The following is a 23,839-nucleotide window of genomic DNA, read 5'->3' on the forward strand; positions in this document are numbered from 1 at the left end:
GTCGCGCAAGCGGCCCTTTTTGTTTCTACAATTAAGAAAACTGTAAGAATCAAGTATTAAGCTCTATACGATAATTTAGATATAGCGCATTTTGGAGAATGGCATGATTAAAGTTGGCATCGTAGGTGGCACTGGATATACCGGAGTGGAATTGTTGCGTTTATTGGCGCAACACCCCGAAGTAAAAATTCAGGCAATTACTTCTCGTACAGAAGCTGGCATGCCAGTAGCTGAGATGTTTCCATCTTTACGTGGCCGCATTGATCTGAAATTCACGACACCAGATGAAGCTAAGTTAAATGAATGCGACGTGGTGTTCTTTGCAACGCCACATGGCGTAGCAATGGCACAAGCCAAAGAGTTGCTTGCTAATAATGTGAAGATTTTGGATCTTGCTGCTGACTTCCGTTTGCAAGATGTTAAAGAATTTACTAAGTGGTATGGGATGGAGCATGGCTGCCCAGAAATCTTGTCAGAGGCAGTTTATGGTTTGGCAGAGATCAATCGTGAAGCAATTAAAAAAGCGCGCGTAGTAGGTTTGGCGGGTTGCTACCCAACTTCTGTGCAGCTTGGGCTTGCTCCATTGCTCTCACCAAAGTCTACTGGTGGCAAACAACTGATTGATGGCACACATATTATTTCTGACTCTAAGTCAGGTACATCTGGTGCTGGCCGTAAGGCGGAGATCGGTACTTTGCTATCGGAGTCTAGCGATAACTTCAAAGCCTATGCTGTTAAAGGTCATCGCCATCTTCCTGAAATCGTTCAGGGCTTAAAGGCAATCGCTGGTCACGATCAGATTGGTCTGACATTTGTGCCGCATTTGACGCCAATGATTAGAGGTATTCATTCAACCTTGTATGTGCGCTTGACTGAGACTGGCATGAAGGTGGATTTCCAAAAGCTGTATGAGGATTTCTACAAAGGTGAGCCTTTTGTAGATGTGATGCCGGCTGGTAGTCACCCTGAAACACGCTCTGTACGGGGCAGTAACGGCTTGCGGATCGCTATTCATCGTCCTGGCGATGGTGATACTTTGGTTATTTTGGTGGTTGAGGATAACTTGGTGAAGGGTGCCTCAGGACAGGGTGTTCAGTGTATGAACCTCATGTTTGGCTTACCTGAGACCACTGGATTAACGCAGATTGCTGTTTCACCATAATCAGGCGTGCTGGAAAGACCCTTCAGCACACTTGGAATTAAAAGCCTAAAATAGATTATTGCCTTTTGAATTAGGAGTACATCATGACTGAACTAGCGACACAACCAGCACAAGACTTAGCCGAGCCACCAACTCCATTGGTGTTTACGGATAGCGCTGCTGCAAAAGTAGCTGACTTGATTGCTGAAGAAGGCAATCCTGAATTAAAACTGCGTGTGTTTGTTCAAGGCGGTGGTTGCTCAGGATTTCAATACGGTTTCACATTTGATGATGCTGTGAATGAAGATGACACACTCTTTGAAAAGAACGGTGTAACTTTATTGGTAGATTCAATGAGCTTCCAATATTTAGTTGGCGCAGAGATTGATTACAAAGAAGATATCAATGGTTCACAGTTCGTAATCAAAAATCCAAATGCGCAAACTACTTGTGGTTGCGGATCTTCTTTCTCCGCTTAAAGAGGGAAAGCAATTTAATTACGCAGGATAGCAAGCGCCTAGAATTCTAGGACCCTTCGCTCCCGTAACGGCTGGCAAATTTGCTGGCCGTTTTTCTTTATGAGCCCAAGCAAGCCATGCGAACGCGAGCCCTTCTACGAGTTGTGGGTCAATGCCAAGCGCATCACTGGTAACAATCTCCAGTGAGTTTTTAAATAAGTCTTCAGCTCTGGATTTAAATAAATCTAATAAGGCAATATTGCGCGCACCGCCACCGCAGATAACCAGCGTCTGGGTTTGCGGGGCATAGCCCTCTAAAGCTTGCAAGGCTGAGTCCACAGTTAATTGCAATAGTGTGGCCTGTACATCTTCGGCATTGATGTTGTCTGAATCAATTTGCTTTTGCAGCCACTCTAGATGAAAGTCATCACGCCCCGTGCTCTTTGGTGGCGCTTTTGCGAAAAATGAATCTGTCAGCATTCTTGATAACAGCGCTTGATTGACTTTGCCTTGTGATGCCCAAGTACCGTTCTCATCAAAGGAGTGTCCTTGCTGATCCGCAATCCAAGCATCCATCAACATATTGCCGGGCCCGCAATCAAATCCTTTTACTTCGCCCTCTTTGGGTAATAGCGTCAGGTTAGCAATGCCACCAAGGTTGAGCACGGCGATATTTTTATCTGTAGCAAACTGTTGCGCATGAAAGGCTGGCACTAGAGGTGCACCATGACCACCTGCTGCTAAATCCCGACTTCTAAAGTCAGCAATGACATCAATCCCAGTCAACTCTGCCAGAAGCGCTGGATTGAGAGTTTGATGGGTATAGGCAAGGTGATGAGCCAGATCAGCCTGGTGACGAATAGTCTGGCCGTGAGCGCCAATCGCGCTGATATCTGCCGGAGAAAGCTTAGCCTGACCAAGTAATTGCTTGACTGCATCCGCATAGGCTACGGCTAAGGCATTGCCGGCTTGATTTTCCCGGTGAATCTCGTTTGGCCCGGGGGTCTGGAGATCTAGTAGGGCTTTACGTAATTCGGGGCTAAAGGCAATGCTTACGGAGTCTAGAAGGGATGCCTCCCCGGAGGCTTCAATCTTTGCCAGCACGGCATCTATCCCATCTAGGCTAGTGCCAGACATCAGGCCAATATAGAGGGATTGAGGCTTATTCATGCAGTATCAGGGCTTTGTTCTCAGGAATGCGACAATTATGCTTTAGCAATCTAAATACTAATTTAACCGACTAAGTAAGTCACTAAGCTAACCCAATCAGCATGACGGCTAAACCAGAACAAAAATACCCACTGACCCCTGAAGTTTTTGCAGCCCTTGAAGTAACTAAAAGAGGTTGTGATGAGCTATTGGTTGAGGCTGATTGGATTCAAAAGTTGGCTAAGAGCCAGGCAACAGGTACGCCTTTGCGTATTAAGTTGGGTTTAGATCCAACTGCGCCTGATATTCACTTGGGTCATACGGTTGTTTTGAACAAGTTACGTCAGTTACAAGATTTGGGTCATACGGTCATTTTCTTGATTGGTGACTTCACCAGCATGATTGGCGATCCTTCCGGACGCAATGCAACACGTCCCCCACTGACCGCCGAAGAAATTGCTGTCAATGCGCAGACCTACTATCGTCAAGCGAGTATGGTGCTTGATCCTGCTAAAACGGAAGTCCGTTACAACAGCGAGTGGTGCGATCCCCTGGGTGCACGCGGCATGATTCAGTTGGCGGCCCGATATACCGTTGCACAAATGTTGGAGCGCGATGACTTTACTAAGCGCTACCGTAGTGGCGTACCGATCTCTGTACATGAGTTCTTATACCCATTGATGCAGGGTTACGACTCAGTTGCTTTGAAGAGTGATCTAGAGCTTGGTGGTACTGATCAGAAATTTAATCTCTTGGTTGGACGTGAGCTCCAGCGTGAGTATGGCCAAGAGCCACAATGTATTTTGACTATGCCTCTCCTCGTTGGTTTGGATGGCGTAGACAAGATGAGTAAGTCCAAAGGTAATTACATTGGCATCAGCGAGCCTGCTGGTGAAATGTTCGGTAAGCTCTTGAGCATCTCCGATGAATTGATGTGGGATTACTTCACATTATTGTCATTCCGCCCTATGGCTGAAATTGATTTAATGAAACAAGAAGTTACTGCCGGCAGAAATCCTAAAGACTGCAAAGTACTACTCGCACAAGAAATCGTTGCACGCTTTCATTCGCAAGCTGCTGCAGAAAAAGCGTTAGAAGACTTTAACCATCGTGCAAAAGGTGGAATCCCAGATGACATTCCAGAAGTAAATCTTTCTGGTGCGCCTATGGGAATCGCCAGTCTTTTGAAGGCTGCGGGCCTTGCTCCATCAACATCAGAAGCTATGCGCAATATTGAGCAAAACGGCGTGAAGATTGATGGCGCCACAGTTGCTGATAAACAGTTAAAGGTTGAAGCTGGCACTTACGTAGTGCAGGTAGGTAAGCGTAAGTTCGCTAAGGTAACTCTAAATTAAGTCTTAAGACTCTATTGCAGAGTTGCTTGGTGGCGTGAGGCCAAAGTGCTCATAAGCCTGACGCGTCGCCACTCTCCCTCTAGAGGTTCTTTGTAGATAGCCTTGTTGAATTAGGTAGGGCTCCAATACATCCTCAATGGTGTCGCGCTCTTCGCCAATTGCCGCAGCCAAGTTATCAATGCCTACCGGACCACCATCAAACTTATGCAAGATGGCTTCTAGTAATTTTCTGTCCATTACATCAAAACCACTTGGGTCGACATCAAGCATCTTCAATGCTGCGTCCGCCATTTCTTTAGTAATGGTGCCGGTACCTTTGACCTCGGCATAATCGCGCACTCGACGTAATAGGCGATTAGCAATACGTGGGGTGCCTCTAGCGCGCTTCGCAATCTCAATTGATCCCTCTGGGTCAATATCGGCTTTGAGTAGGCTGGCAGAGCGCGTAATGATTTTGGTGAGCTCTTCAGTGGTGTAGAACTCCAGTCTTGCCACAATGCCAAAGCGATCGCGCAGTGGATTGGTCAGCATGCCGGCACGCGTGGTTGCGCCAATCAAAGTAAATGGCTTGAGATCAATCTTGACACTACGTGCTGCAGGACCTTCGCCAATCATGATGTCTAGGCTGTAATCCTCTAGTGCTGGATACAGAATTTCTTCGACTACAGGAGAGAGGCGATGAATCTCATCAATAAAGAGCACATCGTTTGCTTCTAAATTAGTCAGTAAAGCCGCGAGGTCACCAGGTCTATCGAGAACGGGGCCGCTAGTTTGGCGTAAGTTCACGCCAAGCTCTCTTGCAATGATGTGGGCTAAGGTGGTTTTACCAAGACCTGGAGGGCCAAACAAGAGAACGTGATCTAGAGCTTCTTGACGAGCTCGAGTTGCAGTAATAAAGATTTCTAATTGGGCTCGAGCCTTCGTTTGGCCAACGTACTCATCAAGTTGCTTTGGGCGCAAGGCTCTTTCAAAGATGGCCTCTGAGTTGCCGGCTGAACCGCTAACGATGCGGTCATTACCTTCCGGTAAGTCTTCTGGAATTGAGCTGAGATCTTCTGTGTGGATTGCCATACTGCAAGTGTAGTGGTGTTTAGGTGACTAGTTATGAAGACTTCGAGAGGTATTTCAGGCCCATGCGGATGCCGTCTGAAACTGTGGTGTCAGGCGGTATTTGTTTGAGGGCAAGATGCGCTTCTTTTTCTGAATAACCCAGCGCCAAGAGAGCCTGCAATACTTCGCTGCTTGCTTCAATCGCCTGGGGTTTGCCACCCACAATTCCTAAATCTGGGGCCAACTTTCCTTTGAGCTCAAGGCAAAGGCGTTCAGCAGTCTTTTTACCAATGCCGGGGACTTGAGTAAGGCGTCCTGCTTCTTGCATGGCAATTGCCTGGGCCAATTCGTTAACGCTCATACCAGAAAGTACGGCAAGGGCAGTGCGTGAACCGACGCCGCTAATCTTGATCAGTTGTCTAAATGCTTCACGCTCTATTTCAGTGGCAAAGCCGAAGAGCTGTTGCGCATCTTCACGAACTTGAAAGTGCGTGAGAAGCGTAATTTTTTGATTAGTCTCTGGGAGTTGATACAGGGTGCTCATTGGTACATCGATCTCATAGCCAACGCCTTGGCAATCTACCAAGAGGCGAGGGGGGTGAACTGAAACGAGAATGCCTTGTATGCGACCAATCATGTAAAGATCTTAACCTGTTTGCATTGTTATTTCTTGCTAGTCTTTTTGGGTGCAAGAGCAGCAGTAATTGCTTTCGGAATTTGGGCATGATGCGCAGCGCAAATCGCCACTCCCAAAGCATCGGCCGCATCCGTTCCAGGGGCGCGACTTAGACGCAGCAAGCGCTTCACCATTTCTTGAACTTGGGGCTTAGTAGCTCTACCGGTTCCTACGATGGACTGCTTTACTCTGAGTGCGCTGAACTCTGCAACCGGGAGTTTGTCGGACACTAGGGCTGCAATCACTGCGCCTCGGGCCTGACCTAGCATCAGGGTAGAGCGAGGATTGACGTTTAGGAATACTTCCTCAATAGCTGCTTGTTCTGGGTGGTAGGTCTCCAGAACTTCTTTAATGCCGGCGTACAAGATCCCCAATCTCACAGGAAGGCCTTGGTCTGGATCACCACTTTCAATCGTTCCAGAGGCTACGTAACTCAGTTTTTGGCCATCAACATCAATGACACCAAAACCGGTTGTTCGTAGACCTGGGTCGATTCCTATCCAGCGCATAGGTGCTTAGTGACGGAAGTGACGTGTGCCAGTAAAGATCATGGCAATGCCGTGCTCATCAGCTGCTGCAATGATTTCATCATCACGCATGCTGCCACCAGGCTGGATAGCGCAGCTTGCGCCACCATTTACAACGACATCCAAGCCATCGCGGAATGGGAAGAAGGCATCACTTGCCACTGCAGAACCTTTGAGGCTTAAGCCTGCGTTCTCGGCCTTAATGCTTGCCATGCGCGCAGAGTCTACGCGGCTCATTTGGCCAGCACCAATGCCGAGAGTCATACCGTTAGCGCAATACACAATCGCGTTGGATTTGACGAACTTCGCAACACGCCATGCAAACATCATGTCGTGCATTTCGCTTGGGGTTGGTAGGCGCTTGCTCACAACGCGCATTTCGTTTTCAAGGACGTTCTTCGCATCTGGAGACTGAACGAGCAAGCCACCGCCAACGCGTTTGAAGTCAAAAGTATTAAATGCGGTGCCTAGAGGAATTTCTAAGAGACGCACGTTTTGCTTGGCAGCAAAAATCGCTTTGGCTTCAGCGCTAAAGCTTGGTGCAATCAATACCTCTACAAACTGCTTAGAAATCGCTTCGGCTGCAGCGCCATCACATGGCACATTGAAGGCAATAATGCCGCCAAAGGCTGAGCTTGGATCTGTTTTGAATGCCTTTTGATACGCCTCGAGGGCGTTGGCAGCAACCGCTACGCCGCAAGGGTTGGCATGCTTGATGATGACGCACGCTGCAGCACCGCCAGCATTGCCGGTGAAGCTTTTGACACATTCCCAGGCAGAGTCAGCATCAGCAATGTTGTTGTAGGAGAGCTCTTTACCTTGCAATTGTTTGTAGTTGGCAAGCGCGCCATCGACTGGGTAGATATCTTTGTAGAAAGCTGCCGATTGGTGTGGGTTCTCGCCATAACGCATCTCTTGTACTTTTTCAAAGGCAAGGTGCAGCGTTTCTGGATAGGCGGAACGTTTCTTGTGATCGAGGTCATCGCCTAACGCAGATAAATAATTTGCAATCGCGCCATCGTATTGGGCGGTATGAGCAAATACTTTCTTGGCCAGACCCAAATTGGTCTTATAAGAAACTACGTTCTTATTGGTTTTCATTTCTTCGAGTACGGGCGCGTAATCTTCTGGAGAAATGAGTACGGTCACATCTTGGTGATTCTTGGCAGCTGCACGCAACATCGCTGGACCACCAATATCAATGTTCTCAACGGCATCTTCAAATGAGCAATCCGATTTAGCAACTGTCTCATTAAATGGGTAGAGGTTGATCACGAGCATATCAATCGTATCGATACCATGCTCTTTCAAAGCTGCCATATGCTCAGGAAAATCCCTGCGAGCCAATAAACCGCCATGCACCATGGGGTGCAATGTCTTTACACGACCATCCAGCATCTCTGGAAACTTAGTGAGTGAAGACACCTCCACTACAGGCAAATTGTTTTCAGCTAAGAGTTTTGCGGTACCGCCAGTAGAGATCAGCTTGACGCCTTGCTCATGAAGGGATTTGGCAAACGGCACAATGCCATTTTTATCGGAAACAGAGAGTAGGGCTGTACGGATCATATTTTTCAGAAGGATTAATTAATAAAGAATTTGCAAATAGGGTCTGGCTTATTTCAGGAGCTGGTGTTCAGCTAATTTCTTGTGCAGCGTATTACGGTTGATACCAAGGTACTGGGCAGCCAATGATTGATTTTGCTTTGCGTGCTGCATCACCAATTCGAGCATCGGCTTTTCGACTACTGCGAGAACCATTTGGTACAGGTCAGATGGGGGTGTTCCTTTGAGATCATCCAAATAACGTTGGAGTTGGGTCTCAATACATTCAGTGATAGGGTGCTTATTGGTCATGGATAAATTAAATAACTAAAACTAAATTTAGGCTGCTTCTAAAAATAACAAACGATCAGAGTGGGATTTCATTTCATTGAAAAAATCATTCACCATCTGTAATTGGGTTTTGCAATCATCGGCAGTATTCATTCTTTGGCAGAAGGCATGGGAGTCACGCAAGCCTTTGCAATACCAACCGATATGCTTACGCGCTGTGCGCAAGCCGACATATTCGCCATAGAACTCATAGTGATCAATCAGATGGGCGTTCATGATCTCTTGAATCTCATCAATCTGCGGTGTCGGTAATTTGCCACCCGTTTCCAGAAAGTGATTGATCTCACGAAAGATCCAAGGGCGTCCTTGAGCGGCACGGCCAATCATGATGGCATCGGCACCAGTTTCTTTTAAAACAAATTCTGCTTTTTCTGGAGTGGTGATATCACCGTTAGCAACCACCGGAATGGCAACGCTATTTTTTACTGCTGTAATAGTTTCATATTCCGCTTCGCCGTGATACAGGTCAGCTCGCGTGCGACCGTGAACCGTCAACATGGAGATGCCAGATTTTTCAGCGAGACGTGCAATGTCAATCGCATTTTTATGTTCGCGATCCCAGCCTGTCCGAATCTTTAATGTCACCGGAACTGCATCAGGTCCTACACCTACAGCCTGAACTACAGCTTCTAAAATTTGTTGCACTAAAGGCTCGTCTCTCAATAGCGCAGAACCAGCTGCAACATTACAAACCTTTTTGGCTGGGCAACCCATATTGATATCAATGATTTGTGCGCCATGATCGACATTCAGTTTGGCTGCAGCAGCCATCATCTTCGGATCGGCGCCAGCGATTTGGACTGCGATTGGCTTAAATTCACCTTGATGATTAGCGCGACGCTGGGTTTTTTCACTCTTCCACAGCAATGCGTTTGAGGCAATCATTTCAGATACGGCATAACCGGCACCAAGCTTTTTGCAAAGCTGGCGAAATGGACGATCCGTTACCCCAGCCATCGGGGCAACAAATAATCTATTTGCGAGCAGGTGTGGGCCAATTTTCATCTGTTTCGGACTGGGTTCTGGAGGGCTTCAAGCGCTTGGGAAAGGGTGTCACTTTAGCACAAGTCAGCCCAAATCTGCCTAAAAAATAGGCAGATTCCGTGATTTAGATCAAACGACTAATGCTTGGATTTGGGGGGCTCTTTAAGCCTCTTAGCGCCTGCCAAACATCATCTGGCGAGCTAAGGCTGTTTTAACTGATGGGAGCCATTGGAGGGCCGATAAAGCCAATCCACGACCGATCACGATGGGCAGTAGATTGGAAGTGAAGATTCTGGCCATGAAGTCGGTTAAGCCAATGGTGGCAGACCGGTCGGCCTTACGGCTTTGAGCGTAGTCCTGCAGGGTATTTTCAATGGCTAGAGGCGTTTTTTGATCTTCAGGCTTCGAGAATAAGGCACTCAGTTTTTCGGCCAAGAGATAGGCATCCCTTAATCCAAGGTTGAGGCCCTGTCCTGCAACGGGATGCAAAGTCTGTGCAGCATTGCCGATCCAAACTTCATTTCCCTGAGTAATTTCCTTGCGGTAATTAAGCCCCAACTCATAGAGGCGGCGGTCTTGGATTTTGAGGAACTGTCCAATTCGTGAGCCGAACTCGGCTTGCAGACTTTTCAGAAATTCAGCATCACTTAAAGCGAGACGTGCTTGTGAGGAACTTGGGGTTCCACACCAAACCAGATTCAGGATGTTGGAACCATAGTGACTTGGCAAAACTGCCAAAGGTCCTTCAGAGGTAAATCGCTCCCATGCTTGATAGGGCGCAGCATTCTCGACCTCAACTAAGCCAACCAAAGCGGATTGCTCGTAGTCTCGACCAGACTCTACCCAATCCTGAGTTTTAAATAAACCACCTTCAGCATGAACTACACATTTGGCTTGAATGTTTGATGTGTCTGCTTGTGCATCGATATGCTGCCAAACAAAATTCGGACTTTTTTTTTGGATGGCTCTTAAAGCTTTGCGCAATGTCAGGTGAATATCGCGATAGCGAATGATGTGACCTAAAGCATCTTGTCCAAGCTCCTCGCGAGTCATGAGGGCGCGGCCAAAGCGACCCGCTTGTGACACATGGACTCGATGAATATCGGCACATTCGGTAGGCCATGCATTAATGGTGTCGAGCAAGAGTTTGCTACCGTGCGATAAAGCAATGCCTCTGCTGTCGGCGGCAGCTAAATCGGCATCATCAACAGGGTTGCGATCGAGTAACGCAATCTTGGCTTCTGGAAACTTTTGTAAGCACCATGCTGCGCAGGCTAAACCAACTGGCCCGCCACCCTGAATCGCAATATCAAAAATTTTTGCTGACATGCTTGGCAATTTAATTATTTTTCATCAGCGCTTCGATTTCATCGGCTTTGACTGGTACGCCGCGAGAAATCAATTCACATCCAGAGTCGTTGACAACGGCATCATCCTCAATGCGAATGCCGATATTCCAAAAGCGTTCATCCACATCATCTGCCGGACGGACATACAAGCCTGGCTCAATAGTGAGGACCATGCCTGGCTTGAGAAGGCGCCATGGTTTTTCTGAAGAGTCTGTTGATGTGCTTAGGGGTTCACGATAGGAGCCAACATCATGTACATCCATACCTAACCAGTGTGAGGTACGGTGCATATAGAAACGACGGTAAGCGCCAGTCTCAATCGCATTATCTAGCGAGCCTAATTCAGATAGCTTGAGAAGCTTCTCATCAAGCAATCCTTGTGTTAGCACCTTGAGTGCAGCTTCATGTGGCTGCATAAATGTATTGCCAGGCTTAGTTGCTGCAATAGCTGCTTCTTGCGAAGCTAGCGTGATGTCGTAGAGCGCGCGTTGCGCCCCTGTGAACTTGCCATTCACTGGGAATGTACGAGTAATGTCGGAAGCATAGCCATCTAGTTCGCAGCCTGCATCTATTAAACAGAGTTCGCCGCTACGAAGTTCAGTATCACCGGCACGGTAATGCAGAATGCAGGAGTTAGCACCACCAGCAACAATGCTGTTGTATGCAACGCTTTGTGCACCGCTATAGCGGAACTCATGAAGAAGTTCGGCTTCGAGATGATATTCACGCATACCAGGTTTGCAGGCTTGCATTGCACGAATGTGGGCGCGCGCAGAAATTTGGGCAGCACGACGCATGATGTCAATTTCATGTGCATCTTTAAAGAGACGCATTTCATGAATCAAACTCTCTACATCATGAAACTCTGAAGGTGGGTTAACCCCGGCACGGGCCTGAGCTCGCACTTGCTTCATCCAATGACGTAGGCGACGATCTGTCTCTGCACTTTCTGAGAGGCGAATATAGACAGCATCTTGATCCGCCAATAATTCACCCAGCTTCTTATCTAATTCATGATTGCTATGCGCATACTCCACACCTAAGATTGAAGGTGCTGCATCTGGCCCTAAACGAATGCCATCCCAAATTTCACGCTCCGCATCTTTGGGTCTGCAAAAAAGATGGGATTCCAGTTGAGCTTGCGATGCTGATCCAGCAATCTTGAGTACCAGTGTTGCACCCGGTTCCTCAAAGCCAGTGAGGTAGAAAAAATCACTATCGTGACGATAAGGAAATTCACTGTCCCTATTGCGGGAAGTCTCTGGCGCCGTAGTAATGATGGCGATGCCTCCACCAGTTTTGGCGCAGATCAGTTTTGCTAATTCAATCCGACGTTGTTGGTAAATATTGGACTTATTCATGCGCTGCATTGAGCTCTTGTAATCGTTGGGGCGTACCTACATCGTGCCACGGACCGGTATATTTTTCACCGGACACTCTATTGTCGGCCATCGCCCTTCTCAGGAGTGGGGCTAACTTAGTGGGTACATCCAACTCTACATCTTGGAAAAGATCTCGGTGATATAGCCCAATACCGGAAAAAGTGAGTTTTTCAGCGCCATCCAGCGGTTCATTAGTCACTTTGGAGCCCTTCAGATAAAAGTCCCCCTCAAGGTGCTGAACCGGGTTGGGAACCATCAAAAGATGTGCCAAAGGCTGATTTGGCATGCCTCGCAAACTGGAGATTTGCTCCAAAAGCTGCTCAATCGGTAGATTTGGGCTAAATACATCCCCGTTAATGACCAGGAAATAATCGCTCGGGTTGAGCAAAGGCAGTGCCTTACGAATCCCACCTGCCGTTTCTAGGGCGCTAGTTTCTGGGGAGTAGGTGATGTTGAGATCGAATTCGCTGCCGTTGCCCAAAGCCTTCTCAATCTTGTGGCCAAGCCAGGCATGGTTAATTACAACTTCTTTAATGCCGGCCGCACTCAAGGCTTCTAAATGCCAGGCTAATAAAGATTTATTTTTGATGGTTAGGAGCGGCTTAGGCAATTCATCCGTTAGTGGACGCATGCGCTCGCCTCGACCAGCGGCCAGTAAAAAGCATGGAATGAGATTGCGCTTATTCATGACAGTTTGCCGTTATTCCTGAGTGGGGCGCGTCGACTCTAATATGCGTGCCAAGGGTTTTAATTCGATATAGCGATTTGCAGTGGCAATCGCATACTCAAGTACCAATGGGATATCTTTGAGGTAGCCATCTTTGCCATCGCGATGAAACAGTCTTGCAAAAATACCTAAGACTTTCAGATGGCGTTGTAAACCCATCCACTCAAAGTCACGATAGAACTGACCAAAATCAGTTGGCATAGGTAAACCAGCTTGACGACCTTCTTCCCAAAATTTAATCACCCAATCAATTACGCGCTCTTCCGGCCATGCAATATAGGCATCACGCCAGAGTGAAGCTGCGTCGTAAGTGATGGGGCCATAAACCGCATCTTGAAAATCGATCACCCCAGGATTATTGTTTTCAGTCACCATCAAGTTGCGTGAGTGGTAGTCACGATGAACATAGACTTTTGCTTGTGCAAGATTGTTTTGAATAATGAGTTCAAATGCTTGCTTGATTTGAGTATGTTGAAGCTCGGATAACTCGATATGCAAATGCTTCTTTAAATACCACTCAGGAAATAAATCTAACTCGCGTTGTAAGAGTGCTTCATCATAGTTTGGCAGCACTTCCGGTTTGCTTGCTAATTGCATTTGAACTAAGGCATGAGTTGCATCTTTGTATAGATGATCAGCGTTCTCATTATTGAGTTCAGCCAGGTAGGTTTTATTGCCTAAATCATTGAGTAAAAGAAAGCCTTCGGCCACATTTTTTTCTAAAATTTTCGGAACGTTTAGGCCGGCATTTTCGAGCAATAAATCGACCTGAATGAAGGCATCCAAGGGTTCATGTTGGGGCGGGGCATCCATCACGATCAAAGTTGGAAAATCCGGGTTTTTGGACTCAATCCGGAAATACCGTCGAAAGCTGGCGTCTGCCGAGGCGGGGGCCAAAGTGGGGAGATCTAATTGCCAACTAGGTTCAAGGCCTTTTAGCCAGTTACGGAGGGTATTTAAGCGAGAGTCAGTCATGGTCGATTCGTATAATAAGGCGGGTCTGGATCTATGAGTCATTATCGCCGTCGCGCCGGCCTTTGCGCCCCTCTTTTTTTAACTGTCACCCTGCGCGTAATGATGGGGGTTGGATTGTCGCAATTTCCGCTTCCAAGTGTTGCCCAAGCGCCCGCACCTTTACCCCCTACTGCGCAGTCCTTAGGTAGCTCCGCCAACTCCGTTTTAATTCCTGATCGTGGCGATGTCACCGTCTTAAAGTTGGATGATCAATTGCGGGTTGGTAAACCTATCGCTGACGGCAATGCTTTGACGTTTACCTCTAGTGATTCGATTGATGGAATCGTCGATCGTGAAATGCGCTTAAAAGGACGTGCACAAATTCGTCGCAATGGCGCCGTGATTAAAGCGGATGAAATTAAATACGACCCTGATTCTGATGTGGCGAATTTATCAGGCAATACTGAGTTTTCAAAAGGCAACGCATCCTTTAAGGGGCCGAAGGCGCGCTTCAGGGTCGATGCCCGTGAAGGCGAAATGGAAGCTCCGAATTACGAACTGCGCGATAACCGAGCTAGTGGTAATGCAAAAAAATTAACAATCGAAACTTCAGATGTATTTGTATTTGATACCGCAACCTACACAACCTGTACTCCTGAAAATTTAGATTGGTATTTCACGGCAAGCACACTCGAGATTGATAACGAGCAAAAAGAGATGGTGGGTACGCATGGTGTCATGCGATTCTTTGATGTGCCCATTGCTTACGTCCCTTACTTTACTGCGCCAACATCAAATCAACGCCGCTCTGGAATATTAGCCCCTGTAGCAGGTTACAACTCCAACAATGGTATTGATGTAACACAGCCTTACTACGTCAATATCGCTCCGAATCGCGATTTATTGTTGATACCGCGAGTGATGGGCCAGCGGGGTGTTCAGCTGGGCGCTAAATATCAATTTTTGGATCAGCAATACGCTGGTAGTTTGGGTGGAGATTATCTTCCTTATGACCGTAAAACTGGAACTGATCGCTGGCGCTACGACTGGCAGCAGAGGCAGAACTTTAGTGGCGCTTTGCTGGGAATGGGTGGGATTCCAATTGCGGGCGCTTGGACAGGCTATGCCAATATGTCACGGGTTTCAGACAGCTTGTACCCCACAGACTTTTCTCAGAGTATTGCGGGGGCTGTAACTAATCAGTTTCGTCAGGAAGTTGGAACAACCAAGAATTTAACTGGAAGTTTGAGTAACTGGATTGTTTCCGCAAAGGCGGTGACTTTTCAAACCTTGCAGCCAGACCTGACTGCACCGGTTCAGTCGCCGTACAACGTATTGCCAAATATCAATGCGTCGTATACCAATCGATTAACCCCAACGGTTTCAGACGCTAGTGGTAGGTACTTGGCATTACCCTCAGGGCCAGTCACGACCTTCTCGACGGATTACACCCGCTTTGCTTACAACGTAAATAGCAACCTTGCTTATGCTCCAGCAGGCTATCTCTATAGCCAGGCGGATCGTACTGTAATTAAAGGCGCGATGTCTTTGCCACAGGTTACTCCTGGCTATTACATCACCCCTAAGGTGAGCTTCCAGTCCAATACCTACGCCGCCACTGCGGCAGTGACCAGCAGTAATCCCTTGGGTGCCGCCCCTCCAGTACAGGGGTTCACTATCCCCACTTTTAGCCTTGATTCAGGCCTTGCCTTTGAAAGAGACGCAGCAGAATTAAAAGGTTTCTTTGGGCGCGACATGCTCCTCACCATGGAGCCAAGAGCCTACTATGTCTACACCCCGTATCAAAACCAATCATTGACACCCCTCTTTGATACGGCTGATGCAGGCTTTGGTGTAACTCAAATCTTTAGTGAAAATACGTTTATTGGTAATGACCGCATTGCCGATAACAATAAATTAACTGGGGGTCTGACTAGCCGCATGATTGAGGCGGGTACTGGTGCTGAGCGTGCAAATGTAACGCTTGCCCAGCGCCAATCTTTTACAGGGCAAAAAGTAGGCCTTAATGGCAATATTGCTAACCCCACAACCTACTCAGATACTTTGGGATCAGCCTCGGTCCGTCTGCTTGGCAACTTTAGTGCAGATATGTTTGGCCAGTACAACACGCAGTTAAATAAATTTGTTCAGACAACAGTTGGCGGCAGTTGGCGCCCTACACCAGGTAGAAGCCTGAATTTTGGATATCGAAACGTTTGGTCTCCGCCAACACAAGCTTTTGGTCCTACTCCAGCAACCTTGGCGCAGACGACAACTGACCAATACAACGTCTCAGGCCAGTGGCCACTTACGCGTGAGGTTTCAGTCTTGGGTCGTTGGGGTTATGACGCATTAACCACTAAAACACTCAATACTCTGGTGGCCTTGGAGTGGATGCGGGATTGCTGGACTTTTAGAGGGGCCTACACACAAATGCTCAATACCTCACAAATAACCACCACCCAGGTTTTATTCCAAATAGAATTTAGGGGCTTTGGTAGTGCTGGTAGTAATCCAGTTGATATCATGAAGCTTAATGTTCCCGGATATATGCCTACTTCCAAGCCTATACCACCTTCAATATATGAGAACTATCAATGATGCGTAGGAATCGATTTAACCAAGCCCTTGCAGCCATGATTTTGGCTGGCGCTGCTTTTATGTCTCCATCTGCATTTGCGCAAGATAGTTCAAAGACTGCGGGTGATAGCAAAATTCGCAATATTGATGGTGTTGCTGCAGTTGTAAATACCGGATATGTGACACGTAAAGAAATTGATGATCGTATCGCTGCCTTACAGAAGCAGGGGACGAAACTCCCTGATGCGGCGACCCTACGCAAGACGGTGCTTGAACGTCTCATTGTCGAAAAGATCCAGCTGCAAAATGCTGAGCAAGAAGGCGTTACGGTTAGCAATAAAGAGCTCGACAAGATTATTGGCGATATTGCGGCCAAAAATAAATTAACAGTTGCTGAGTTGAAGGTAAAAATTTCCGCTACAGGCAGTACTTATGAGCGCTATCGCCAAATGTTGCGAGATGATGTGATTATTAGCCGCTATCGTGAGCGCGAAGTAGAGGGTAAGTTAAAAATTTCTGATGCAGAAATTGATAACTTCATCGCGGATCGGAATCGTGCGGTAGCTGGTGGAGGAAAACCAGTGCGCTCAACTCCAGCTGCAAAAGGTGAACCAGAAGAAATCGATGTTGCACAGATTTTTATTCCTGCCGATGCGGGTGCAGGTGCGGGAGCCCAAGCTGACGCAAAGAAAAAAGCAGAATCCTTGTTACGTGAAGCTCGCGGCGATGTTGATTTCTTGCAATTGGGTGCAATGGCTGCAAAAGACAATCCAAAAATTAAGTTCCAAGAGTTGGGTTACCGCACTCCCGATCGTTTGCCGCAATTATTTTACGAGGCCGTTAGAAATACTGGTAGCGGACAGCTCGCTGGCGCAGTTGTTAAAAGTCCTGCTGGTTACCACGTACTGAAGGTGCTCGACAGGCGTGCGCTAGTGGCTGGAGCACCTGAGCCACAGCAAGCTGTAGCTCAAGAGTCTGCCTCTACCCCACAAAATATTATGGTGACGCAAACTTTGTCACGCCACATTTTGTTACGTAGCCGTGCAGGTTTAACGGACCAGGATGCCGAGAGACGCCTCGCGGGTTACCGTGATCAGGTTCGCGCCAAGACAGCTGATTTCGGTGAGTTGGCTAAAAAATATTCTGAGGATGGGTCAGCTGCGAACGGTGGCAACCTAGGTTGGATGGGTCCTGGTGACCTGGTTCCTGAATTTGATCAAGCCATGAACCGCTTACAAATTGGCGAGGTCAGCAATCCAGTCAAGACTGAATTTGGTTGGCATTTAATTCAGGTGCTTGAGCGTCGTGAGGCTCAGTTAACTCTAGAGAAGCAACGTCAATTTGCTCGCGCAGCAATTCGTGAGCGCAAGTTTGAGCAGGCTTATCAAGATTGGTTACGTGAGCTACGCGACACTGCTACGGTGAAGATCATTAACGCAGATGATCCAGCAGCCAGCCCCCGTTAACTTAGTCATTAGCTCTGGAGAGCCTGCAGGGGTCGGTCCAGAGGTCTCTACTGCAGCTGCACTCGCTTTTTTGCAGGAGCAGCCTGCAAGTACGATTACCTTGCTTGGTGATCCCAGTGTATTTCCAGCGCTTGATATTCCCAAAGAATTATCAGCTCGATTGAAAGTGGAATCGATACCACTTTCTTCCCCAGCTGTTGCTGGTCAGCTCAATCCCGCTAATGCGCAGTATGTTCTCAATATTTTGGGTAACGCTGTTCAGGGATGTCTAGATGGTCGTTTTGACGCGATGGTAACTGCACCAATACAAAAGAGTGTTATCAACGAGGGATCTGCCTCAAGCGATAGCGTGTTTACTGGCCATACTGAATACCTAGCGAAGCTTTGCCATCAAGAGCATGTTGTCATGATGTTGTGCGCAGCATTACCAGCAGGCTTTTTAGGTCTACAGAAAGGTCGTGATCTTCGGGTGGCATTGGTAACAACACATCTGCCTTTAAGTGCAGTTCCAGGGGCGCTCAATTATCAGCATATTCTGGAAACCATTCAGATTGTCGATCAGGACTTACAGGCAAAATTTGGTATTGCTAAGCCAGTAATTCGGGTGGCAGGCCTCAATCCTCATGCGGGTGAATCGGGTTATCTTGGGCGCGAAGAAATCGAGGTGATTGCGCCAGCTATCAAAGCAGCAAAAAATTTAGGTGTTCAGGTAAGTGGACCCTATCCAGGTGACACAATGTTTGATGCCAAGGCTTTGGGTAGTGTAGATGCGTTCATTGCGATGTATCACGATCAAGGTCTGGCGCCATTCAAGTTTGTGAGCTTTGGTGGGGGCGTCAATGTCACCTTAGGGTTGCCGATTATTCGTACCTCGGTAGATCATGGCACTGCGCTAGATATTGCAGGTAAAGGCCTTGCTGATCCAGGCAGCATGTTAGAGGCTTTGCGACTGGCTTATCAATTAGCAGTAAATATCAAGAACGTAAAGAGCCTCAAGACATGACGCATCGCGCCCGTAAACGATTTGGCCAAAACTTTTTGCAAGACTCTGGAGTAATTTATTCCATCGTTGCGGCCATCAATCCTAGTGAAAATATGCACGTGATTGAAATTGGGCCCGGACTTGGCGCTCTAACAAGACCTTTATTAAGTAATTTGGACCATCTCGATCTTTTGGAAATTGATCGAGATTTAGTGGCGTATTGGAATCAAGAAAATCTCAAGGGTCTGAATGTTATAGAAGGTGATGCCCTCAAGTTTGATTTCTTAGAATGGGCAAATGCACGCCCAACTAACAGCGGTCTTTGTAAGGTGGTTGGTAACTTGCCTTACAACATCTCCTCGCCATTACTCTTCCATCTCGTTTCGGCTGCCCATGCAATTGATGAGCAGGTATTTATGCTCCAGGCTGAAGTCGTCGAGCGCATGGTCTCCAAGGCTGGTGGTTCTGAATTCAGCAGACTTTCAGTCATGCTGCAGGCTCGCTACGACATGGAGCAAGTTTTAGAAGTTCCGCCTGAAGCTTTTGATCCGCAGCCTAAAGTTAATTCCGCTGTAGTGCGTATGATTCCGCGACGAGATTTCAATTTAAGTGATGCGCAGTGGCATGCTTTGGAAAAAGTAGTGGCAGCAGCGTTTTCTCAAAGAAGAAAAATGCTGCGCACTAACTTATCAGCCTTTGCTGATCGATTGTCTTTATCTGAATCAGAATTAAAAGCGCGCGCTCAGGATATTCCGGTGGAGCGCTATATTGAGTGGGCCAAAACTTTAGCCCAGTAAGCCTGCGGGTCTACTGGTAGGCAGTAGGATCAATCACTCGCATTTCAGCTTCAATCCACTTTTCCACTTCTTGATGCAGTTGCCCGCCAGTTTTTCCGGCAGAGGTAATGGCAGGGCCGATTGAGAAGATGACTGTTCCAGGTTGCTTTAGAAAGCTGTTCTTAGGCCAGCAACGACCCGCGTTGTGGGCAATTGGGATAACGAGTGCTTCAGTAGCGCTCGCAAGCCTAGCGCCACCTTTGCTGTAAGGCTGATGTGATCCCGTGGGGGTTCTGGTGCCTTCCGGAAACAACAAAATCCATTTACCTTCACTTAAGCGCTTTTTGCCTTGTCCGACCACTGAGAGTGCGGCGGTTTCTTTGCTATTGCGATTGATGTGAATCATCTTGAGTAAGGCTAAAGCCCAGCCAAAGAAAGGAATCCAGAGCAATTCTCTTTTGAAAACAAAGCAGACTTGCTTAGGAAGCTTGGCAATATAAAAAATGGTTTCGTAAGCAGATTGATGTTTACTCAGCACAACAACGGGTTTATCCAAAACCGCCATCATGTTTTCCATCCCACGAATTTCGTAACGAATTCCACAGAGTGGCTGCAAGATCCAGATTACAACCTTATTCCAGAGTCCAATAAAGCGATAGCGATTCTCGGGGTTGAGGAATGGAAAAACGAGGATGCAGAGTATTGACCAGATCGGTGTAAATATCAGCAAGAAGAGGGTAAATAGAGCTGAGCGAATAAAAGTCATATTTGCATTAAACCTTATCTTGTAAGAGTGCATTCGCAAATGCCATCAAATCCGCATGAATCTGGGTGCCTTCCGGGAGGTCGCCTTTATCTAAAGTTTTACTGCCTTTGCCAGTTAATACTAAATGCGGGCTAGCGCCAAGAGCAACACCTGCTTGCAGGTCACGTAAGGAGTCGCCCACAATTGGCACCCCCAATAACGGTGTGGCGCTCTGATTCTTTTTGTAGCGTAGGGCAATCTCTTTCATCATCCCTGGCAACGGCTTGCGGCAATCGCATGCATTGGCATCGGTATGCGGACAGAAGAAAATGCTGTCTATGTGACCACCCAAAGGCTTGAGTAGTTTATCCATCTTGCCATGCATAGCATGGAGATCGTTGATATTGAAATAGCCCCGCGCCAAACCAGACTGGTTAGTTGCTATGGCAATTTGATAGCCCGCTTGATTGAGTAGTGCAATTGCTTCAAGGCTGCCGGGTAGCGGAATCCACTCATCACTCGACTTCACATAATCATCTCGATCTTCATTGATCACGCCATCGCGATCAAGAATGATTAGTTTAGAAGAGCTGATGCTCATGCTAATTTGCCGAGGTCGGCAATGAGATTCATTTTCTGGTGAAGTTGTTGCAGGAGAGCCAGGCGGTTATCGCGCAACTCTGGATTTGGATCCATCACCATGACATCGGCAAAGAACTGATCAATTGGGGCGCTGAGAGCAACGAGTGCTTTCAATAGTTCCACGAACTGACGTTTTTCGTAAGCCGCTGTCAGTGTTGGAGTCAGTTTCTCAAGCGCTTGATGCAGTGCGATTTCGGCAGGAAGCTGCAAAAGCGTGCTTGAGCAATTCACCGGAATAGCAGTAGCATTCTTTTTCAAGATATTGCTGATGCGTTTATTGGCGGCAGCTAACTGGGCAGCTTCTGCCAAGGCATTAAATTCACGTAAGGCAGTTAAGCGATCAATTAAGTCATTGAGCTGGGCTGGTGACTGACTTAATACGGCATCAATCTCTTCAGTAGTAAACGGCTTACCTGCAACGGCTTGGTCGCGTAAGTAAGCGCGGAGACGATCAATGATGAAGGCGTAAATATCTTCTGCTTTAGCTTTTTCTTGAACGTCTTTTTGCGGAAATTGTTTGCGTGCTAGTTCAATTAATTCTGGCAGGCTTAGGCTAAGGTTCTTTTCTAGCAAGAGACGGCAGATTCCGAGAGCATGACGACGTAGAGCATAGGGGTCTTTATCACCAGTAGGCGCAAGACCAACACCCCAAATACCGACGAGAGTCTCAAGCTTGTCTGCAATCGCTAGGATGGTACCAGTTTGACTTTGAGGCAAAGCATCACCAGCAAAGCGTGGCATGTAATGTTCGCTGCAAGCAGATGCTACTTCGGCATTTTCGCCATCATGCGTTGCATAGTAGCGACCCATGATCCCCTGAAGCTCTGGGAACTCGCCAACCATATCGGTTAACAAATCAGTTTTAGCAATTTCAGCAGCACGGCTAGCTAGCGCCTCATCAGCTGATAGAGCTTTGGCAATACCTACGGCAATTCCTTGAACACGCTTGGTGCGGTCCAGTTGATTGCCGAGCTGATTGTGATAAACCACTTTTCCAAGATCAGCTACGCGGGATGCCAGTGGGCGTTTTTGATCTTGCTGAAAGAAGAAACGTGCATCAGATAGACGTGGGCGAACTACGCGCTCGTTACCGGAAATAATTGCTTCTGGCTTATCAGTTTCAATATTAGAAACAATGAGGAAACGATTGCGTAACTTACCTTGCCTGTCAGTCAAAGCAAAGTATTTTTGATTAGTCTGCATTGTCAGAATCAAGCATTCTTGTGGAACCTCTAAGAATTCTTGATCAAAATGACACTCATAGATTGCTGGCCACTCAACTAAAGCGGTCACTTCATCTAACAGACTCTCAGGCATCAACACTAAATCAGTGCCAGCAGCTTTTGATAGGGCGGACTCGATAAATTCACGACGCTTGTTAAAGCTTGGCAATACTTTTGCTTTAGTGCTGAGATCAGATTCATATTGATCTGCAGAGGCAATCGTAATAACGCCAGGAGCTAAAAAGCGATGACCTTCTGTTTGGTTTTCTGCGTCAATGCCCAGTGCGCTGATATGTAATTTTTGCTTGCCATGCAGAGCGATGATGCGGTGTGCAGGACGTGCAAATTCAACATCTGCTAATTCACCATTTTTCTGCAGTACTTGGTAGTGCATCATTTTGGCAATGGGCAATTTACTCAGCGTCTGCTCGAGAGCTTGTTGTGCAGTTTGTTCTAATGCTGCGCCTTTGGCGATGACATTGAGATACAGTGCTTCATTTTTTCCTTCACCGGATTTTTCTAAGGTGGAGAGGTCGATATCAGCGTAACCCAGGGAAGCCAATTTCTTTTGTAGTGGGGCAGTCGGCTTTCCATCAGCATCAAAAGCAATGCTGGTCGGTAGTAGTTTTTCACGAACTGGATAGTCTGGAGCTTGACTTAAGACATTAGTTACCTGAACGGCAAGGCGACGCGGTGTAGCAAAGCTTGCAGCAACGGAGTTTTCGCTTAAGAGGCCAGCGGTCTGCAGTGTGGAAAAAATACCCTCACTAAAAGCATCGCCTAAGCGACGCAAAGATTTCGGTGGAAGCTCTTCGGTAAATACTTCAATCAGAAGATTGTCTGATTGAGAGAGGGAATTCGGTGTACTCATAATTAGATCGAGCTACTTAGGCTTTGGATTGACGTTGGCACATCGGGAATCCCAACTTCTCACGAGACTCAAAGTAAGCCTGTGCTACCGCGCGAGACAGATTTCGGATACGACCAATATAGGCGGCGCGCTCGGTCACTGAGATGGCGCCACGGGCATCCAGTAAATTAAAAGTATGTCCAGCCTTGAGTACCATTTCATAGGCAGGCAATGCTAATGGCACTTCCATCAAACGTTTGGCTTCACTTTCGTAATTAGTGAAGTTTGCAAACAATAGGTCAGTATTGGAGTGTTCAAAGTTGTAGCAAGACTGCTCCACTTCATTCTGGTGATACACATCACCATAAGAGATGCCATCGGCCCAAACAAGGTCGTATACGTTGGAGCAATTTTGGATGTACATCGCTAGGCGTTCGATACCGTAAGTGATCTCACCCAGAACAGGTTTGCAGTCAATGCCGCCAACTTGCTGGAAATAGGTGAACTGCGTTACTTCCATGCCGTTAAGCCAGACTTCCCAGCCTAAGCCCCATGCGCCCAAGGTTGGGTTTTCCCAGTCGTCCTCAACAAAACGCACATCGTTCTTTTGGAGATCGAGACCTAAGGCGGCAAGTGAGCCTAAGTAAAGCTCAAGAATGTTTTCTGGTGCAGGCTTAAGCACTACCTGGTACTGGTAGTAGTGCTGCAAACGATTTGGGTTCTCTCCATAGCGACCGTCTTTTGGTCTACGCGAAGGTTGGACGTAAGCGGCTTTCCATGGCTCAGGGCCAATGGCCCTCAAGAAAGTAGCTGTATGAGATGTACCGGCACCGACCTCAAGGTCAATAGGTTGCAAAAGGGCGCAACCTTGTTGGTCCCAGTAATCTTGGAGTTTGAGAATAATTTGCTGAAAAGTAAGCATGATTT

Annotated in this window: 22 protein-coding genes; 7 read left to right on the forward strand and 15 right to left on the reverse strand. The window is 47.3% G+C overall.

Annotated elements, in window-relative coordinates; genetic code table 11:
• Nucleotides 1-103 precede the first annotated feature (103 nt).
• Both argC and erpA read left to right on the forward strand, forming a co-directional pair.
• Nucleotides 104-1,162, forward strand: a complete 1,059-nt coding sequence (gene argC / locus ICN11_RS07310) for an N-acetyl-gamma-glutamyl-phosphate reductase (RefSeq protein ID WP_216229788.1) — start codon at nt 104-106, stop codon at nt 1,160-1,162.
• Between the two features lie 83 nt (nt 1,163-1,245).
• Nucleotides 1,246-1,620, forward strand: a complete 375-nt coding sequence (erpA, locus tag ICN11_RS07315) for an iron-sulfur cluster insertion protein ErpA (protein WP_068319574.1) — start codon at nt 1,246-1,248, stop codon at nt 1,618-1,620.
• A gap of 18 nt (nt 1,621-1,638) precedes the next feature.
• On the opposite strand, the gene ICN11_RS07320 is transcribed toward erpA, so the two are convergent.
• Nucleotides 1,639-2,769 carry an anhydro-N-acetylmuramic acid kinase gene (locus ICN11_RS07320; RefSeq protein ID WP_216229789.1) on the reverse strand — a complete coding sequence of 377 codons (1,131 nt, stop codon included), beginning with the start codon at nt 2,767-2,769 and terminating at the stop codon, nt 1,639-1,641.
• 101 nt (nt 2,770-2,870) lie between these two features.
• On the opposite strand from ICN11_RS07320, the gene tyrS reads away from it, so the two are divergent.
• Nucleotides 2,871-4,103 (forward strand): tyrosine--tRNA ligase, encoded by a 1,233-nt coding sequence (tyrS, locus tag ICN11_RS07325; RefSeq protein WP_216229790.1) that lies wholly within the window; start codon nt 2,871-2,873, stop codon nt 4,101-4,103.
• A gap of 3 nt (nt 4,104-4,106) precedes the next feature.
• Here the strand turns inward: tyrS and ruvB are convergent, their stop codons facing one another.
• From ruvB to ICN11_RS07375, 10 genes are all read right to left on the reverse strand, one after another.
• Nucleotides 4,107-5,174 (reverse strand): Holliday junction branch migration DNA helicase RuvB, encoded by a 1,068-nt coding sequence (ruvB, locus tag ICN11_RS07330; protein WP_216229791.1) that lies wholly within the window; start codon nt 5,172-5,174, stop codon nt 4,107-4,109.
• A 31-nt stretch (nt 5,175-5,205) separates the two neighbouring features.
• Nucleotides 5,206-5,790: a Holliday junction branch migration protein RuvA gene (gene ruvA, locus ICN11_RS07335; RefSeq protein WP_216225528.1), complete on the reverse strand. Its 585-nt coding sequence runs from the start codon at nt 5,788-5,790 to the stop codon at nt 5,206-5,208.
• Between the two features lie 26 nt (nt 5,791-5,816).
• Nucleotides 5,817-6,338, reverse strand: coding sequence for a crossover junction endodeoxyribonuclease RuvC (gene ruvC / locus ICN11_RS07340; protein WP_216229792.1), 522 nt, complete (start codon nt 6,336-6,338; stop codon nt 5,817-5,819).
• A gap of 6 nt (nt 6,339-6,344) precedes the next feature.
• Nucleotides 6,345-7,925 (reverse strand): bifunctional phosphoribosylaminoimidazolecarboxamide formyltransferase/IMP cyclohydrolase, encoded by a 1,581-nt coding sequence (gene purH, locus ICN11_RS07345; RefSeq protein WP_216229793.1) that lies wholly within the window; start codon nt 7,923-7,925, stop codon nt 6,345-6,347.
• 48 nt (nt 7,926-7,973) lie between these two features.
• Nucleotides 7,974-8,213 (reverse strand): helix-turn-helix domain-containing protein, encoded by a 240-nt coding sequence (locus tag ICN11_RS07350; RefSeq protein WP_216229794.1) that lies wholly within the window; start codon nt 8,211-8,213, stop codon nt 7,974-7,976.
• A gap of 27 nt (nt 8,214-8,240) precedes the next feature.
• Nucleotides 8,241-9,257: a tRNA dihydrouridine synthase DusB gene (gene dusB / locus ICN11_RS07355; RefSeq protein ID WP_216229795.1), complete on the reverse strand. Its 1,017-nt coding sequence runs from the start codon at nt 9,255-9,257 to the stop codon at nt 8,241-8,243.
• Nucleotides 9,258-9,407: 150 nt separating this feature from the next.
• Nucleotides 9,408-10,565: an FAD-dependent monooxygenase gene (locus tag ICN11_RS07360; protein WP_216229796.1), complete on the reverse strand. Its 1,158-nt coding sequence runs from the start codon at nt 10,563-10,565 to the stop codon at nt 9,408-9,410.
• Between the two features lie 10 nt (nt 10,566-10,575).
• The gene (pepP, locus tag ICN11_RS07365) at nt 10,576-11,946 is read right to left on the reverse strand and encodes a Xaa-Pro aminopeptidase (protein ID WP_370623613.1); all 1,371 of its coding nucleotides are present in this window, start codon (nt 11,944-11,946) and stop codon (nt 10,576-10,578) included.
• A complete protein-coding gene (murU, locus tag ICN11_RS07370) occupies nt 11,939-12,655 on the reverse strand; it encodes an N-acetylmuramate alpha-1-phosphate uridylyltransferase MurU (RefSeq protein WP_216229798.1) in 717 nt (238 codons plus the stop codon). The genes pepP and murU overlap by 8 nt, the downstream gene beginning before the upstream one ends.
• A 12-nt stretch (nt 12,656-12,667) precedes the next feature.
• Nucleotides 12,668-13,669 carry an aminoglycoside phosphotransferase family protein gene (locus tag ICN11_RS07375; RefSeq protein ID WP_216229799.1) on the reverse strand — a complete coding sequence of 334 codons (1,002 nt, stop codon included), beginning with the start codon at nt 13,667-13,669 and terminating at the stop codon, nt 12,668-12,670.
• Nucleotides 13,670-13,702: 33 nt separating this feature from the next.
• Between ICN11_RS07375 and ICN11_RS07380 the strand changes: the two genes are divergently transcribed.
• From ICN11_RS07380 to rsmA, 4 genes are read left to right on the forward strand one after another with little or no spacing between them, the layout of a single operon-like run.
• The gene (locus ICN11_RS07380) at nt 13,703-16,249 is read left to right on the forward strand and encodes an LPS-assembly protein LptD (RefSeq protein WP_216229800.1); all 2,547 of its coding nucleotides are present in this window, start codon (nt 13,703-13,705) and stop codon (nt 16,247-16,249) included.
• Nucleotides 16,246-17,694, forward strand: coding sequence for a peptidylprolyl isomerase (locus ICN11_RS07385; RefSeq protein WP_216229801.1), 1,449 nt, complete (start codon nt 16,246-16,248; stop codon nt 17,692-17,694). Before ICN11_RS07380 ends, ICN11_RS07385 begins: the two co-directional genes overlap by 4 nt.
• Nucleotides 17,669-18,697 carry a 4-hydroxythreonine-4-phosphate dehydrogenase PdxA gene (pdxA, locus tag ICN11_RS07390; RefSeq protein ID WP_216229802.1) on the forward strand — a complete coding sequence of 343 codons (1,029 nt, stop codon included), beginning with the start codon at nt 17,669-17,671 and terminating at the stop codon, nt 18,695-18,697. Before ICN11_RS07385 ends, pdxA begins: the two co-directional genes overlap by 26 nt.
• Complete coding sequence (gene rsmA, locus ICN11_RS07395; protein WP_216229803.1) at nt 18,694-19,473, forward strand: 16S rRNA (adenine(1518)-N(6)/adenine(1519)-N(6))-dimethyltransferase RsmA; 780 nt, start codon at nt 18,694-18,696, stop codon at nt 19,471-19,473. The genes pdxA and rsmA overlap by 4 nt, the downstream gene beginning before the upstream one ends.
• A 10-nt stretch (nt 19,474-19,483) precedes the next feature.
• On the opposite strand, the gene ICN11_RS07400 is transcribed toward rsmA, so the two are convergent.
• Genes ICN11_RS07400 through glyQ form a run of 4 tightly spaced genes read right to left on the reverse strand, consistent with a single transcriptional unit; the run spans nt 19,484 to nt 23,834 of the window.
• The gene (locus ICN11_RS07400; RefSeq protein ID WP_216229804.1) at nt 19,484-20,218 is read right to left on the reverse strand and encodes a 1-acyl-sn-glycerol-3-phosphate acyltransferase; all 735 of its coding nucleotides are present in this window, start codon (nt 20,216-20,218) and stop codon (nt 19,484-19,486) included.
• Nucleotides 20,219-20,225: 7 nt separating this feature from the next.
• Nucleotides 20,226-20,798: a D-glycero-beta-D-manno-heptose 1,7-bisphosphate 7-phosphatase gene (gene gmhB, locus ICN11_RS07405; RefSeq protein ID WP_216229805.1), complete on the reverse strand. Its 573-nt coding sequence runs from the start codon at nt 20,796-20,798 to the stop codon at nt 20,226-20,228.
• The gene (gene glyS, locus ICN11_RS07410; protein WP_216229806.1) at nt 20,795-22,933 is read right to left on the reverse strand and encodes a glycine--tRNA ligase subunit beta; all 2,139 of its coding nucleotides are present in this window, start codon (nt 22,931-22,933) and stop codon (nt 20,795-20,797) included. The genes gmhB and glyS overlap by 4 nt, the downstream gene beginning before the upstream one ends.
• Nucleotides 22,934-22,949: 16 nt before the next feature.
• Nucleotides 22,950-23,834 (reverse strand): glycine--tRNA ligase subunit alpha, encoded by an 885-nt coding sequence (gene glyQ, locus ICN11_RS07415; protein WP_015422011.1) that lies wholly within the window; start codon nt 23,832-23,834, stop codon nt 22,950-22,952.
• Nucleotides 23,835-23,839 lie beyond the last annotated feature (5 nt).

Origin of the sequence: Polynucleobacter sp. 78F-HAINBA (assembly GCF_018882325.1) — a bacterium.
In the GTDB taxonomy this organism is placed as follows: domain Bacteria; phylum Pseudomonadota; class Gammaproteobacteria; order Burkholderiales; family Burkholderiaceae; genus Polynucleobacter.